Consider the following 14,483-nt stretch of genomic DNA (forward strand, 5'->3'; position numbering starts at 1 on the left):
CGCGGCGGGCTTCCCATATCGGGGCATGAGGGCGATGACGGAGTTTTCCGTGCAGCCTGCCACCTTAGTATGCGCTTGCCGATCGCGGGGGGTCGCGAAAACGGCTCGGGTCGCAAGTATCTGGACGGATTGTTGAAGCCATGAACGAATATCCACTGCTGCCGCTGCGCGACATCGTCGTGTTTCCGGGCATGGTCGTGCCGCTTTTCGTGGGGCGCGAGAAATCCGTCGCCGCGCTCGAGGCGGCGATGGCCGGGGACAAGGACATCATGCTCGTGTCACAGCTCGATCCGGGCTGCGACGATCCGGGTTCGGAGGATCTCTACGACGTCGGCGTGATCGCCAGCGTGCTGCAACTGCTGAAGCTGCCCGACGGCACCGTCCGCGTGCTCGTCGAAGGGCAGCAGCGCGCCACCCTTCGCACCCTGGCCGAACAGGGCACGATGCTCGTCGCCACCGTCGAACCGATCGACGAGATTACCGCCAGCGGCACCGAGGTCGCCGCGCTGATGCGCCAGGTGGTCGAGCAGTTCAACGATTACGCCAAGCTCAACAAGAAGCTGTCGGCGGACGCTGGCGAGCAACTGACCGAGATCGACGACGCCTCGCGCCTTGCCGATGCGGTCGCCTCGAACATCGCGGCCAAGGTTTCCGACAAGCAGGCGATGCTGACCGAGCGCGATCCGCTGAAGCGGCTCGAGATGGCGATGTCCTTCATGGAAGGCGAACTGGGCGTGCTGCAGGTGGAGCGCCGCATCCGTGGCCGCGTGAAGCGGCAGATGGAAAAGACGCAGCGCGAATACTACCTCAACGAACAGCTGAAGGCGATCCAGAGCGAGCTGGGCGGCGGTGACGAAGGCGGCGACGAGATCGCCGAACTGGCCGCGAAGATAGAGGGCACCAAGCTTTCGAAGGAAGCCAAGGCCAAGGCCGATTCCGAGCTCAAGAAGCTGCGCTCGATGCAGCCGATGAGCGCCGAGGCGACGGTCATCCGCAACTACCTCGACGTGCTGCTCGGCCTGCCTTGGGGCAAAAAGAGCAAACTCAAGAAGGACATCGCGCAGGCGCAGGAGGTGCTCGACGCCGATCACTACGCGCTCGACAAGGTCAAGGATCGCATCGTCGAATATCTCGCGGTGCAGGCGCGCACGAAGAAGCTGAAGGGGCCGATCCTGTGCCTCGTTGGCCCCCCGGGCGTTGGCAAGACCTCGCTCGGCCAGTCGATCGCCAAGGCGACCGGCCGCGAATTCGTGCGCCAGTCGCTGGGCGGCGTGCGCGACGAGGCGGAGATCCGCGGCCATCGGCGCACTTACATCGGCTCGCTGCCCGGCAAGATCGTGTCGAACTTGCGCAAGGCCGGCACCAGCAACCCGCTGTTCCTGCTCGACGAGATCGACAAGCTGGGCCAGGATTTCCGCGGCGATCCGGCCTCGGCGCTGCTCGAGGTGCTCGATCCCGAACAGAACGCAAAGTTCCAGGACCACTACCTGGAGATCGACTACGATCTTTCGGACATCATGTTCGTCTGCACCGCGAACAGCCTGAACCTGCCGCAGCCCTTGCTCGACCGGATGGAGATTATCCGGCTGGAGGGCTACACCGAGGACGAGAAGGTCGAGATCGCGCAGCGTCACCTGGTCGACAAGCAGGTCGAGCTGCACGGGCTGAAGAAGGGCGAGTTCGAGCTGACCGAACCGGCCCTGCGCGACCTGATCCGCTATTACACCCGCGAAGCCGGCGTCCGCACGCTGGAGCGCGAGATTGCGCGGCTGGCGCGCAAGTCGCTGCGCCAGATCCTCGAGGGCAAGGTGACGACGGTCACCATCACGCCCGAGAACCTCGGGGACTTCGCCGGCGTGCGCAAGTTCCGCCACGGCGTGTCGGACGAGGAGAACCAGGTCGGCGCGGTCACGGGCCTGGCTTGGACCGAGGTCGGCGGCGAACTGCTCACCATCGAAAGCGTCACCGTCCCCGGCAAGGGGCAGGTGCGCACGACCGGCAAGCTGGGCGAGGTCATGACCGAGAGCGTCCAGGCCGCCTTCTCGTTCGTGAAGGCCCGGGCTCCGGCCTACGGGATCAAGCCGTCGATCTTCCACCGCAAGGACATCCACATCCACCTTCCCGAAGGCGCGGTGCCCAAGGACGGGCCGAGCGCGGGCATCGGCATGGTCACCTCGATCGTTTCCACCCTGACCGGTGTGCCGGTGCGGGCGGATACGGCGATGACGGGTGAAGTCACCTTGCGTGGCAGAGTGCTGGCAATCGGGGGGTTGAAGGAAAAGCTGCTTGCGGCGCTGCGCGGCGGCATCAAGACGGTGCTGATCCCCGAAGAGAACCGCAAGGACCTCGTCGAGATCCCCGCCAACATCGTCGAGGCGCTGGAGATCATCCCGGTCAGCCACGTTGATGAAGTGCTGGCCCGCGCCTTGGCAGAGTCGCTGGCGCCGATCGAATGGAGCGAAGAGGACGATCTTGCCAGCCAGCCCGGACCCGTCGCCGGCAGCGGGGAGGTTTCGCGCACCGCGCACTGACGGCCCGTGCGATTCGCATGACAAGGACGTTACAGCGGCAACAAGTTTGATGCTGCAGGACGGAAACGAAGGCGCGTCGGCAAGTCCGGCGCGCCTTCGCCTCATTTCGAGACACGCTTCGTCCGAAAAATGGCGGAAATCGCCCGTTTCGGCGGCAATTTGGCTTTGACAGGCGCAGGAAAAACGGCTCCATTCCCGCCACTCGCCCAGCGCGATGGCGTGTCCGGTCAAACCGGTCGTGCTTCCCGAAAACTTTCCATACCGAAGATCGATAACAAGGGGGTTTGCAATCCAATGAACAAGAACGAGCTGATCGGCACCGTGGCTGACACCAGCGGCCTTTCGCGCAACGACGCGACCAAGGCGGTCGAAGGTGTGTTCGATGCCATCTCTGCCGCGCTGGCCAAGGGCGACGAGGTTCGCCTGGTCGGTTTCGGAACGTTCTCGGTTGCCAAGCGCAAGGCTTCGACCGGTCGTAACCCGCGCACCGGCGAACCCATGACCATCAAGGCCTCGACCCAGCCGAAGTTCAAGGCGGGCAAGGGCCTGAAGGACGCCGTCAACTAAGACGCATCGTCTTCCCATTCACGAGGACACGAAAAGCCGCGCGAGAGAATTCTCGCGCGGCTTTTTTGATGCCTTGGCGACCAATCCCGTCGCGAACCTGTCGGTACAACCGGGTCAGAAGGCAACGAGCGCGGTGGGGGCGTCCCTTGTCGCGGCGTCGATGTCCCATCGCAGGACCTGCCCGGCCGCGCTTTCCTGCGGTCCCTCGGCCGTGTTGTTGGCCAGAATGCGGCCGTCGGTGACGATCGTGAACGTGCCGCGCGGCGCGGGCGGGGGATGGGCGACGGATGTCCCCGTTCCGCCAGAACGCAGACTCGCCGCGCCCATCGCCATGGGCATGGAAGATCGCCGAAAGCGGGCGCGCCGCCGAAGCCCGGTGCCTCGACCCGCACGCTGCCGTCGGCGCGCGGGATCGCGACGACAAAGGGCGTCACCGTGGGCATGCGTTCAACCAGCGGGAAAACGAAGCCGTGGCTGAGCCGGCCTTCGGCTCGATAGTTTACCGCATAGACCCCGTCGCCCTTGTGGACGACGCTGCGAAAGCCCGCCTGCTTCGAAAGGATGGCGGCGAGCTTGCGCGCGGCATCGGGATCGGCCGGGTCGATGCCGCCGATCGCGCGGACCATCTGTTGCCTGTCCTTCGCCTCCCGTTCGCGCTGCCGTTCCCATTCCGCCTTCTGCTCCGCGGCCTCGGCGGCGGTGCATTCCCGCTTTTCGCCGTCGTCGTCGGAGCAGGCAGGCTCGAAAGGCGCAGTGCCGCCCATGCTGGCGAGCTGCGACAGGCCCACTGCCGCTATCTCTCCGTCATAGGCAAAGGCATACGCGCCGCCGCCGGTCAGCGTCAGTTCGGCCTTGAACGCCCCCGGCGTCAGCAGACAACCCGAAAGCAGCAGGCACGAAGCCGCCAGCGCCGCATGCGCCACGCCGCGTGGCCAGAGCGGAAATCCCATGTCGACGCCCCCGATCGTGATAAACCCTTATTCGCTCCGCGTGGCGCAGGCGTAAAGGGCGATCGCCGCCGCGTTGGACACGTTGAGGCTCTCGACCGCGGTTGCGATCGGCAGCCGGGCGATCTGGTCGCAGTGCTGGCCCACCTGATAGCGCAGGCCGTCGCCCTCCGCCCCCAGCACCAGCGCGACGGCACCTTTCGGCAGCGCCTCGGCCAGCGTCGCCTCGCCGTCGCCGTCCAGCCCTATGCGCCAGTAGCCGAGCTCGGCCAGTTCCTCGAGCGCGCGGGACAGGTTGACGACCCGGACCCAGGGCAGCGTTTCCAGCGCGCCGGACGCGGACTTGGCCAGCGTGCCCGATTCGGGCGGGGCGTGGCGGTCCTGCGTGACGATGCAGGCGGCGCCGAATGCGGCGGCCGAGCGCATGATGGCCCCGACGTTGTGCGGGTCGGTGACATGGTCCAGCACCACGATCGGCGCATCGGCCTCGCCGGTGGCGACGTCGGCGAGGAAGGCATCGGCCAGCGGCTCGCATTCGATGACGATGTTCTGGTGCGGCGCGTCGCGCGACACCAGCCGGGCCAGGTCCAGCCCGTCGGCGTATTCGACCCGCACGCCTTCGGGGATCTCGAACTCGCCGTCGTTGACCATCTCCTCCAGCGTTTCGCGAACCGCCCAGATCCGGTTGATGTCGCGATCCGGGTTGTTCAGCGCGGAGACCACCGCGTGCCGGCCCCACAGCCGCACTGCCCCCTTGCTGGCACGCCCGCTGCCGCGCCCGCCCTGCATCCGGCCTGCCCGGCCCCTCAGTGCCCGCTTCTCGCCCTTCTTGACCATTGCCTTGTTCGCCTTTCGAAATCTTTGCGCGCCTCTAGCGACTGTCCCCATTGACAGGCAAGCGCAGCTTCGCCAAAGGGGCGCCTCTCGGCCGGGCGGGACCTTCTGGTTCCGTCGTTTCAGAGCGGGGTTTACCCCGATTTGCGGCACCGGTGTGGACAGGTGGCCGAGTGGTTAAAGGCAGCAGACTGTAAATCTGCCCGCGCAAGCGTACGCTAGTTCGAATCTAGCCCTGTCCACCACCGCCGCCATTTTCCCACGAGCGAATGACGGATGCCGCCGGCAGTGCGGTCGGCCAGCGGCAACACCGTCCTGATCACCCGTTCGTCGCCCGGCAATTGGTGCGGTGACGGCGGCAGGCCGACGAGGCGGGAGCTTCTGCCTCCCCCTCCCAACACACACGACAATTTCGCGACAACATCATCGGCCGCGTCATGGCTCTGCCGCCGGAGTGTCACCGAGCCATCACCGGTCGCGTGGCAAAGGCTCCTTGCACCCGCCTGGCCGACGAATCGTCGCAAGCGGAGCAGCCTTGGACCTTTTGGGGATGACATGATGCAGAATGCAGAATTAGATCGCCGCGGCCTCCTTCGCGGAGCGGCGAAGATCAGTGCGGTGACCATGCTCGGCAGCACGCTGGGCGGGCTTATGTCGCGCCAGGCGCTGGCCGGCGACACGATGGGCCAGCTCACTCCGGCGGCCAGCCCCTATGGCGCGCTGTTCCCGGCAAAGGACCAGGCCACCGGCCTCGAACTGCTCAAGTTGCCGCGCGGTTTCACCTATTCCTCGATGAGCTGGACCGGCGACCTGATGAGCGACGGCAGCCGCGTCACCGGCGTGCACGACGGCATGGGGGTCGTGTCGATGGGCGGCATGGGCGGACAGGACACGTTCCTCATCCGCAACCACGAAGTCCGCGGCGCTGCTCCGCTGATCCAGACTTCGGGCCAGTATGACACGGCGCTGCAGAACGGTGGCTACATGGGCGGCGGTTGCGACGTGCTGCGCGTTCGCAACGGCAAGCTCGTCGGGCACTATCCCACGCTGGGGGGCACCAGCACCAACTGCGCGGGTGGCGTAACCCCATGGGGCACCTGTATCACGTCGGAGGAAACGACCTACGACGGGACGTCTCAGGGCGGCAAGAAGCACGGTTACAACTTCGAATGCTCGATCGATCCGTCCAAGACGACCGGCGAACCGCTCGTCGGCATGGGCCGTTTCGCGCATGAAGCGGTGGCGATCGATCCGGTGACCGGATACGTCTACCAGACCGAAGACAACCGCAACCTTTCCGCACTGTACCGTTACAAGCCCACCAACACGGCAAAGGTCTATGGCGCCCTGGCCCATGGTGGCCAGCTTCAGGCGGCGAAGATCGTCGGCGTGAACGGCGGCAAGCTCCTGGCGCTCGGCGGCAGCAATGCGGTCAACGCGGTGGGCGACGTGCTTCAGATCGAGTGGGTCGATTTGAACGAGCCCGATGCGGCGCCCTCCGGTTCGGCGTCCGGTCCCTATCTCGAGGCGGTGTCGAAGGGGTGCCTGACGATGAGCCGCGGCGAGGGCATCTGGCACCATGGCGACACCATTGCCATCGTCGACACCTCGTTCGGTCGCAGCAGCACCGGTGCCGACGGTCGTGGCCTGGGCGCGGTGTGGATCTACGCGCCGGATGCATCGAACCCGGAACGGGGCACGATAACGCTGCTCTATGCCGCCGCCGCCCGCGTTGCCGGCAACAACCCGGACAACCTCACGATCTCGCCGCGCGGCGGACTGGTCACCTGCGACGACGGGTCCGACGTTGATGACGGGTTCGGCGCCGGTCAGCGGGTCATGGGCTATACCGCGGCGGGCGAGGCCTATATCCTCGTCAAGAGCAACGTGGTCCTCACCGACGGCGACATCGCCGGCATGAAGCGGACCGGCCAGTTCGCGGCCGACGACTATCGCGGCAGCGAGTTCTGCGGCGCCTGTTTCGACGCGACGGGCCAGACGCTGTTCGTCAACGTGCAGTCGCCCGGCATCACCTTTGCCATCCGCGGCCCCTGGGCCCTGGGCAACCTCTGACGATGAGCCGCACCCTTGCCGGAGCAGCGATCGTCGGCGCAGCCGCGCTCGTCGTGTGGTTCGTCGCGCTGCCCGGCATGGGTGCGAACACGGGTAATACAGACTGGGGGCAAGCGCTCCTGTCCCGAAATGGCGCGACGGCGCTCCCCGGATCGGTTTCCACGATCGATCCGACGGGCAGCGCCGGGGCGACCATGGGTCGCGAGTTTACCGAAAGCGTCGACCTGGCAACGAACCCGAGCCCGATGGGACCGGCCTTCGTGATCACCGAAGCCAGCGATGCCGGCTTTCTCGAGCGGTACAAGCTGCGCAAGGGCGACATCCTGATGGACATGGACGGTCGCCCTCTCGACAGCGCGCGGATCGCGGCCTTGCCGCGCGAACTCGCGACGCTCGATGCGGTCGAGTTGACGTTCATGCGCGATGGCCAGATGCGCAAGCGACTGATCACCTTTGCGCAATAGGCGGTTTCGCTGGCCGCGATAGTTTCGCTTGCGACAAGTTGCTCGTCGGACCGGATCGACTCCCGGTCGAGCGAGAGTGGTTTCCCCGGCCCGCCTGTTGTCTGCCCGCATGCATGACATCAGGGCGCGCCGGTCGGGAGCCGGTGCGTCGCCAGACGGGGACAGATCGCCATTCGCATGCAACCACCACCGGGCGCGCGTTTTCGCGCGCTGACGAGCCGCGCCGTGCTGGCCGGCGCACTGGCCATGGCCGTCGCCTCGGCCCCCGCCCATGCCGGCAACAGCGAAGCCGCGATCGCGGGGCGCGTCGAAGGCGACCGCCAGGTTTATGAGGCGGCCGCCTTCGAACGGTTCGGTCCGCGCACTGCGCTCGACATGCTGGAACAGGTGCCCGGTTTCTCGATTCGCCAGGCCGACAACGAACGCGGACTGGGCCAGGCGTCGGAAAACGTGCTGATCGACGGCGCGCGCATCGCCAACAAGACCGGCGGCGCGCTGACCGAGCTGGAGCGTATTCCCGCCAGCCAGGTCGCCCGCATCGAGATCGTCGACGCCGCCTCGCTCGGCATCGCGGGCCTGTCGGGGCAGGTCGCCAATGTCGTGCTGGCAGAGCGCAAGGGTGCTGCCGGGCAGTTCGAATGGAACCCGCAATGGCGCGCCCATTACGCGCGCCCGTTCTGGGGGCGCGGGCAGGTCAGCTGGTCGGACAAGGTCGGCAAGATCGACTATAACCTGATGGTCAAGGACGACGGCAGCCGCGGGGCGGCGGGCGGCACCTTCGTCACCCGCGACGGCAGCGGCGCGCTGCGCGAGGAGCGGTTCGAGGTCTTCTCGACGGGGATCGACTTCCTCAAGTTCCAGGGCCAGTTCAATCTCGACGGGCCGGGCAGTTCGACCGCCAGCCTCACCGCCGCGGTCACGCCCTACTGGTACAAGCTCACCGTCGACCAGGACCGCGTGCCGGTAAACGGCGTGCCCTATTCACGCGATCTGGTGTCCACCAACAACGGGTACCAGTTCGACATGAACGGCCATGTCGAATTTGCACTCGGCAAGGGTCGGCTCAAGCTGATCGGCGTCCGGCATTTCGACGACGAACCGATCGACACGTACGTCACCAGCCGCTTTTCCGACGGATCGCCCGACACCGGCGTGCTTTTCGTGCGCGACAGCCTGATCGGCGAGACGGTGCTGCGCGCCGAATACGGGTGGAAGGGCAAGCGCAACACCTGGCAGGTTTCGCTGGAGCGGGCGTACAATTCGCTAGACCAGCAGGGCTCGCTTTTTGAACTGGCCGAAGACGGCCGCTATGACCCAATCGATTTCCCCGGCGGCAGCGGTCAGGTCAGCGAAGTCCGCTACGAAGGTGTCGCCAGCCTCAGCCGCGCGCTTTCGCCGAAGCTCGACCTGCAGGTCGATCTGGGCGCCGAGTATTCGGAACTGACGCGGCAGGCAGGCGATTCGGTCACGCGCCGCTTCGTCCGGCCCAAGGGCAGCGTCACGCTCGGCTGGCGGCCCGACAAGGTCTGGGACTTCAGCCTCAAGATCAGGCGCAGGGTCGGCCAGATCAGCTTCTACGACTTCCTCGCGCAGCAGGACCTGCAGATCGACCGGCCCGACAGCGGCAATCCCGATCTCGTTCCGCCGCAGAGCTGGGAACTGAACGTCGAGGCGGGTCGATCGCTGGGCAAGTGGGGCAAGATGCGGCTGGAGACCTGGGTTCGGCAGATCGACGACATCATCGACATCGTGCCGATCGGCGACGATGGCGAATCCGTCGGCAACCTGCCGCGCGCCTGGCAATACGGCGGGCAATGGACGGGCACGCTGGAGCTTGCCGCGCTCGGCGTGCCGGGTGCCAAGCTTGATATTGAGGCCGGGTACGAGGACAGCTCGGTCCGCGACCCGCTTTCGGGCCTGAAGCGGCCGATCTCTGGGAACGACTGGTACTGGGCGGAGGCCAATCTGCGCCACGACATTCCGAAGACCGACCTTGCCTGGGGCTTCGGGGCATCGACCTACCAGCAGCGCGACCGCTACTACCTCGGCGAGACGCAGCACGACTACGAAGGCCCGGTCTTCGCGCGCCTTTTCGCCGAGCACAAGGACGTGCTCGGCATGACCGTCCGCGGCGAAGTCGGCAACGTCATCGGCGCGCGCAACACGCCGCGGCGCACGGTCTATGCCGGACGGCGGTCCGACGGCACGGTGCTTTTCACCGAACGGGGCGACCGCGCGATCGGTCCGATCTTCACCTTGCTGGTCAAGGGCTCATTCTAGCCGTCGCCAGGCCTTGCCGCGATCCATTGACGTCTGGCCGGCGGGCGTGAAGGGTCGGCCCGGCAATGGGAGAGAAGAGATGGAAGACCGGGTCGCGGCGCTGGAGGCACGTTTGCAGCAGGTGGAGGACGAGCAGGCGATAGCCCGCGTCCTTGCCGATTATTCGCTGGCGCTGGACTGGCTGGACGATGCAACGCTCGACACCGTGTTCTGGGACGACGCCGATATCGACTACGGCTTCTTCAAGGGCAGCGGGGCCGAGTTCAAGCCGGTCCTGATGGCCTATGTCAGGAGCACGGGCCGCCGTTGGCATTTCACCAGCCAGCTGCGCTCCAGGATCGAGGGCGCGACCGCGCGCTGCACCGGCTACAACCTCGCGATGGAAGCGCGATCGCCGGACAGCGAGGGGTCGGAAGGGCTGACCGCCTTCTTCGGGTTCTACAACGACACGCTGGAAAAGCGCGGAGGGCGCTGGGCGATTGCGCGGCGCAAGCACATCCTGGTGGCAGGGACGCAGCTGGCCGATATCGCGATAACCGGCGACCTCGCGGCGCTCAACACCATCGGCGCGGCCGGGCGCGATCATCCCGATTTCGCCAGCCTGCCGATCGCCCGCTGAAAACGAGCCGCATGGGCCGCCGCGATGCGCGAGGCGTCAAACCTTGCCCGCGGCGGCCCACCTGCCTAGAGAGCTTGGATGGCAGGTGAAATTCTCGACAACCGGGGGCGCGGCGAAGCGGGCTGGAGCTGGCCGCCAATCCACCCGGAAGGGCGCAAGTTCGGACTGATCGCCGCCGCCGCCAGCCTGTTCTTCGGGTTCATGGCGTGGGAAACGATCGCCTGGCCGCTGGCCTTTCTCACGATCGGCATCTTCGCCTTCTTCCGCGATCCGCAGCGCGTCGTGCCGCAGGGCGAAAACCTCGTCGTCGCGCCCGCCGACGGGATGGTGACCCTGATTGCGCGCGTACCGCCGCCGGCTGAACTGCAACTCGACGATGGCGCGGATTCGCCGGGCATGGGTTCGGAACCAGTCACCCGCGTATCCATTTTTATGAGCGTGTTCGACGTTCACATCAACCGATCGCCCATCGCGGGCACCGTGCGCCGCGTGGTCTACATCCCCGGCAAGTTCCTGAACGCCGACCTCGACAAGGCGAGCGAGGACAACGAGCGTCAGCACTTCATGGTCGAGCGGCAGGACGGGGTGCGGATCGGCTTCACCCAGATCGCCGGCCTTATTGCGCGGCGGATCGTCCCGTTCGTGAAGCCTGGCGACATCGTCGGCGCAGGGCAGCGGGTCGGCCTGATCCGTTTCGGCAGCCGCGTCGACATCTACTTGCCCGCCGGCACGGAGCCGCGGGTTTTGAAGGGGCAGAAGACCGTGGCGGGCGAAACCATCATTGCTGAAATCGGCGCCGCGCCGGTGCTGGAGGGCGTGCGCCTGTGAACGAACCGCTTGACGACCGCATGGCGGAGCCCGGCGACGTGGGTCCGCGTGTGACCCATGGAGAGCGGGCCGTGCCCGGTCGCCGGTCGCGCGGGCTGACGATGCGGGCCGTTGTGCCCAATGCGATCACCGCGGCGGCGCTGTGCATCGGTCTGACCGGCATCCGCTTTGCCATCGGCGGCGATTTCGACCGGGCCATCCTTGCGGTGATCGTCGCCGGTTGCCTCGACGGGATCGACGGGCGAATCGCCCGCCTGCTAAAGGCGCAGAGCCGTTTCGGGGCAGAGCTCGACAGCCTCGCCGACTCGCTCTCGTTCGGCGTCGCCCCGGCGCTGATCCTGTTCCTCTGGTCGCTGCAGGACCTGCCCCGGCTGGGCTGGTTCGCGGCCCTGGCTCTGGCGCTGTGCTGCATGCTGCGTCTCGCACGGTTCAACGCGCAGATCGATGTCGAGGACCAGCCGCACAAGTCGGCGGGCTTCCTCACCGGCATTCCCGCGCCGGTCGGTGCCGGCGTCGCTTTCCTGCCGCTCTATCTCTACATGGCGACGGGCGAGGTGATCTTCCGCGATCCGCTGCTGGTCGGGCCGTGGGTCGTCCTCATCGCGTTCCTGATGATCTCGAACCTTGCCACGATGAGCTGGACCTCGCTCAAGCCCTCGCGGTCGATCCGGATCGAGGTGATCGCGCTTGTCGGCCTGCTGGCGGCGTTCCTGTTCCTCGAGCCTTGGTGGACCTTGGCCGTCATCACCATCGGCTACCTGGCGCTGCTGCCGGTGGGCTGGGTGCGATACGCCCGCGTCAAGCGGCAGCGCGCAACGAGCGCGGTAGCCGTCTCGGAGCAGGCATACTGAGGCGATGAACGTCGGCGGTTGCAGGGGTGCGAACGCCCTCCCGCCCGGCGACCTGCGGAAAGACCAGCGGACGGCGCAGGCGCTCGTCACCGTTCCGGAGCACCGGCATCAGATCGAACAGCAGGCTGCCGAGCAGCGCGCAGGCGAGCATGGCGATGGCCACGAAGAAGAACAGCGCGGCGACGGACATCAGGCTCGACAGCATGGCAATGGCCCCCTTTTGTTCCCAAGCCTCTTCCGCTAAGGTTGGCGGGAAGGGCCGGACCGCAACGGCCATGAAGGTCCGAAACGGCGTGATCTCGTGATTCGCTTTGTTCTATATTTGTTCCGTTATTTCGTCCGGCGTGTCAAGATGGAACCGGAACGGAGCCAAAACCTTGCGAGGCGCGCTCCGGCGATGTCGGGGCTTCCCTTTCCGCCGCTTGGTCGCTAAGGGGCCCACGTCTCGTCGGGGATTCGGCATTCGGCCGCGTCGTCCGACAGGGCAAATCCACATGGAAGGCACACATACCGGTGCCGTGCGGCAGGTCCGCCCGGTCATCCGTCTTCCAGAGGCTGAACCGGAAAGGAAATACCTATGGCGTCCACTGGCGTCACCATGCAGCAATTGATCGAGGCCGGCGCTCACTTCGGCCACCAGACGCACCGCTGGAACCCGCGGATGAAGCCGTACATCTTCGGCTCGCGCAACGGCGTGCACATCATCGACCTGTCGCAGACCGTGCCGCTGTTCCAGCGCGCGCTCGACTTCGTGTCGGCCACCGTCCAGGCGGGCGGCAAGGTGCTGTTCGTCGGCACCAAGCGCCAGGCGCAGGACCCGATCCGCGAAGCCGCGCTGTCGTGCGGCCAGCACTACGTCAACCACCGCTGGCTGGGCGGCATGCTCACCAACTGGAAGACGGTGTCGCAGTCGATCAAGAAGCTGAAGATGATCGAGGAAAAGCTTTCGGGCGAAATCTCGGGCATGACCAAGAAGGAAATCCTCGACCTGACCCGCAAGCGGGACAAGCTCGAGCTGTCGCTGGGCGGCATCCGTGACATGGGCGGCATTCCGGACGTGATGTTCGTGATCGACGCCAACATGGAAGACCTCGCCATCAAGGAAGCGAACGTGCTGGGCATTCCGGTCGTCGCGATCCTCGACACCAACGTCGATCCCTCGGGCATCGCCTTCCCGGTTCCGGCCAACGACGACGCTTCGCGCGCCGTTCGCCTGTACTGCGACGCGATCGCCGATGCGGCCCGTTCGGGCAACAAGAAGGGCATCGTCGATTCGGGTGCCGACATCGGCGCGATGGACGAACCGGTCGCCGAAGAGGCCACCGCCTGAGATCGTGATGGCCCGGGGCGGGGTGCGCGATAGCCGCGCCCTGTCTCGGGACTGTCATGAAACGATGTTCAGTGCGCCGGGCCGCGCCTCCGCCTTTGGGCGGCATCGCGCAACCAGACTGCCGCCCGGCAGCACGACCGACCAGGGGCTGCACGCGGCAGCCCGGACCATTTGAAAAGGAACGACGCGATGGCTTACACCGCCGCTGACGTGAAGAACCTGCGCGAAAAGACCGGCGCGGGCATGATGGATTGCAAGAAGGCGCTGACCGAAACCGACGGCGACATGGAAGCCGCCGTCGACTTCCTGCGCGCCAAGGGCCTGGCTGCCGCCGCCAAGAAGTCCAGCCGCACTGCGGCCGAGGGGCTTGTCGGCGTCGCCGTTTCGGGCACCCGTGGCGTCGCCGTCGAAGTCAATTCCGAAACGGACTTCGTCGCCAAGAACGAACAGTTCCAGGACTTCGTGCGCAAGACGACCGAAGTCGCGCTCGGTGTCGAGGGCGATGACGTCGAGGCGCTGAAGGCGGCGGCCTATCCGGGCGGCGGCACGGTTGCCGAAAAGCTGACCAACAACGTCGCCACCATCGGCGAGAACCAGCAGGTCCGTCGTCTCAAGACGGTCGAGGTCGCCAACGGCGTCGTCGTCCCCTACGTGCACAACGCCGCGGCGCCGAGCCTGGGCAAGATCGGCGTGCTTGTCGCGCTCGAATCCGAAGCCCCGGCCGACGTTCTCGAAACGCTCGGCAAGCAGCTGGCCATGCACATCGCCGCCGCGTTCCCGCAGGCGCTGACCGCCGACGGCCTCGATGCCGACGTGATCGAGCGCGAGCGCGCCATCGCCCGTGAAAAGGCGGCCGAGAGCGGCAAGCCCGAAGCGGTGCAGGACAAGATGGTCGAAGGCGCCGTCGCCAAGTACGCCAAGGAAAACGCCCTGCTGTCGCAGGTCTTCGTCATGGACAACAAGACCCCGATCCAGCAGGTCGTCGACCAGGCCGGCAAGGACGCCGGTGCCAGGATCGTGCTGAAGGACTACGTCCGCTTCCAACTCGGCGAAGGCATCGAGAAGGAAGTTTCCGACTTCGCGGCCGAAGTGGCGGCTGCCGTCGCCGGTTGATAGGCCTCGCCGAAAGCGAATTGGGGTCGGGAGGCATCGCTTCCCG

At 66.3% G+C, this 14,483-nt stretch carries 13 protein-coding genes and 1 tRNA gene; 11 read left to right on the plus strand and 3 right to left on the minus strand.

All coding sequences use genetic code 11. The features are described from left to right. Window positions 1–140: 140 nt before the first annotated feature. Both lon and J2X37_RS02045 read left to right on the plus strand, forming a co-directional pair. A complete protein-coding gene (gene lon / locus J2X37_RS02040; RefSeq protein ID WP_310017175.1) occupies window positions 141–2,531 on the plus strand; it encodes an endopeptidase La in 2,391 nt (796 codons plus the stop codon). Between the two features lie 294 nt (window positions 2,532–2,825). After that, entirely contained in the window at window positions 2,826–3,098 is a 273-nt protein-coding gene (locus tag J2X37_RS02045) for an HU family DNA-binding protein (RefSeq protein ID WP_310018045.1), read from the plus strand. On the opposite strand, the gene J2X37_RS02050 is transcribed toward J2X37_RS02045, so the two are convergent. Continuing rightward, on the minus strand, window positions 3,095–4,048 hold the full coding sequence (locus J2X37_RS02050) for a hypothetical protein (RefSeq protein WP_310017177.1): 954 nt from the start codon (window positions 4,046–4,048) through the stop codon (window positions 3,095–3,097). The two genes, J2X37_RS02045 and J2X37_RS02050, sit on opposite strands and share 4 nt — an antisense overlap. Before the next feature lie 27 nt (window positions 4,049–4,075). Continuing rightward, the gene (gene rlmB, locus J2X37_RS02055) at window positions 4,076–4,882 is read right to left on the minus strand and encodes a 23S rRNA (guanosine(2251)-2'-O)-methyltransferase RlmB (protein WP_310017179.1); all 807 of its coding nucleotides are present in this window, start codon (window positions 4,880–4,882) and stop codon (window positions 4,076–4,078) included. A 156-nt stretch (window positions 4,883–5,038) separates the two neighbouring features. On the opposite strand from rlmB, the gene J2X37_RS02060 reads away from it, so the two are divergent. The 7 genes from J2X37_RS02060 (at window position 5,039) to J2X37_RS02090 (ending at window position 11,994) form a co-directional block, all read left to right on the plus strand. After that, a tRNA-Tyr gene (locus J2X37_RS02060) sits at window positions 5,039–5,124 on the plus strand. 313 nt (window positions 5,125–5,437) lie between these two features. Next, a complete protein-coding gene (locus J2X37_RS02065) occupies window positions 5,438–6,952 on the plus strand; it encodes an alkaline phosphatase PhoX (protein WP_310017181.1) in 1,515 nt (504 codons plus the stop codon). A gap of 2 nt (window positions 6,953–6,954) precedes the next feature. Next, entirely contained in the window at window positions 6,955–7,416 is a 462-nt protein-coding gene (locus tag J2X37_RS02070) for a hypothetical protein (RefSeq protein ID WP_310017183.1), read from the plus strand. Between the two features lie 177 nt (window positions 7,417–7,593). Next, the gene (locus J2X37_RS02075) at window positions 7,594–9,696 is read left to right on the plus strand and encodes a TonB-dependent receptor plug domain-containing protein (protein WP_310017185.1); all 2,103 of its coding nucleotides are present in this window, start codon (window positions 7,594–7,596) and stop codon (window positions 9,694–9,696) included. 13 nt (window positions 9,697–9,709) lie between these two features. Continuing rightward, window positions 9,710–10,315, plus strand: a complete 606-nt coding sequence (locus tag J2X37_RS02080; protein ID WP_310017187.1) for a nuclear transport factor 2 family protein — start codon at window positions 9,710–9,712, stop codon at window positions 10,313–10,315. 78 nt (window positions 10,316–10,393) lie between these two features. After that, on the plus strand, window positions 10,394–11,143 hold the full coding sequence (locus J2X37_RS02085; protein WP_310017189.1) for a phosphatidylserine decarboxylase: 750 nt from the start codon (window positions 10,394–10,396) through the stop codon (window positions 11,141–11,143). Window positions 11,144–11,163: 20 nt separating this feature from the next. After that, window positions 11,164–11,994, plus strand: coding sequence for a CDP-alcohol phosphatidyltransferase family protein (locus J2X37_RS02090; RefSeq protein ID WP_404979591.1), 831 nt, complete (start codon window positions 11,164–11,166; stop codon window positions 11,992–11,994). Here the strand turns inward: J2X37_RS02090 and J2X37_RS02095 are convergent. Then, on the minus strand, window positions 11,942–12,271 hold the full coding sequence (locus J2X37_RS02095) for a hypothetical protein (RefSeq protein ID WP_310017191.1): 330 nt from the start codon (window positions 12,269–12,271) through the stop codon (window positions 11,942–11,944). The two genes, J2X37_RS02090 and J2X37_RS02095, sit on opposite strands and share 53 nt — an antisense overlap. 300 nt (window positions 12,272–12,571) lie before the next feature. Between J2X37_RS02095 and rpsB the strand changes: the two genes are divergently transcribed. Continuing rightward, complete coding sequence (rpsB, locus tag J2X37_RS02100; protein WP_310017193.1) at window positions 12,572–13,324, plus strand: 30S ribosomal protein S2; 753 nt, start codon at window positions 12,572–12,574, stop codon at window positions 13,322–13,324. Window positions 13,325–13,513: 189 nt separating this feature from the next. Beyond that, the gene (tsf, locus tag J2X37_RS02105; RefSeq protein WP_310017195.1) at window positions 13,514–14,437 is read left to right on the plus strand and encodes a translation elongation factor Ts; all 924 of its coding nucleotides are present in this window, start codon (window positions 13,514–13,516) and stop codon (window positions 14,435–14,437) included. The last annotated feature ends 46 nt before the right edge of the window (window positions 14,438–14,483 follow it).

Origin of the sequence: Croceicoccus sp. BE223, assembly GCF_031457155.1 — a bacterium.
Taxonomy (GTDB): domain Bacteria; phylum Pseudomonadota; class Alphaproteobacteria; order Sphingomonadales; family Sphingomonadaceae; genus Croceicoccus.

Coding starts and splice junctions, on each gene's coding strand:
- lon (WP_310017175.1), top strand. CDS start 141: ATGAACGAATATCCACTGCTGCCGCTGCGCGACATCGTCGTGTTTCCG.
- J2X37_RS02045 (WP_310018045.1), top strand. CDS start 2,826: ATGAACAAGAACGAGCTGATCGGCACCGTGGCTGACACCAGCGGCCTT.
- J2X37_RS02050 (WP_310017177.1), bottom strand. CDS start 4,048: ATGGGATTTCCGCTCTGGCCACGCGGCGTGGCGCATGCGGCGCTGGCG.
- rlmB (WP_310017179.1), bottom strand. CDS start 4,882: ATGGTCAAGAAGGGCGAGAAGCGGGCACTGAGGGGCCGGGCAGGCCGG.
- J2X37_RS02065 (WP_310017181.1), top strand. CDS start 5,438: ATGCAGAATGCAGAATTAGATCGCCGCGGCCTCCTTCGCGGAGCGGCG.
- J2X37_RS02070 (WP_310017183.1), top strand. CDS start 6,955: ATGAGCCGCACCCTTGCCGGAGCAGCGATCGTCGGCGCAGCCGCGCTC.
- J2X37_RS02075 (WP_310017185.1), top strand. CDS start 7,594: ATGCAACCACCACCGGGCGCGCGTTTTCGCGCGCTGACGAGCCGCGCC.
- J2X37_RS02085 (WP_310017189.1), top strand. CDS start 10,394: ATGGCAGGTGAAATTCTCGACAACCGGGGGCGCGGCGAAGCGGGCTGG.
- J2X37_RS02090 (WP_404979591.1), top strand. CDS start 11,164: ATGGCGGAGCCCGGCGACGTGGGTCCGCGTGTGACCCATGGAGAGCGG.
- J2X37_RS02095 (WP_310017191.1), bottom strand. CDS start 12,271: ATGGCCGTTGCGGTCCGGCCCTTCCCGCCAACCTTAGCGGAAGAGGCT.
- rpsB (WP_310017193.1), top strand. CDS start 12,572: ATGGCGTCCACTGGCGTCACCATGCAGCAATTGATCGAGGCCGGCGCT.
- tsf (WP_310017195.1), top strand. CDS start 13,514: ATGGCTTACACCGCCGCTGACGTGAAGAACCTGCGCGAAAAGACCGGC.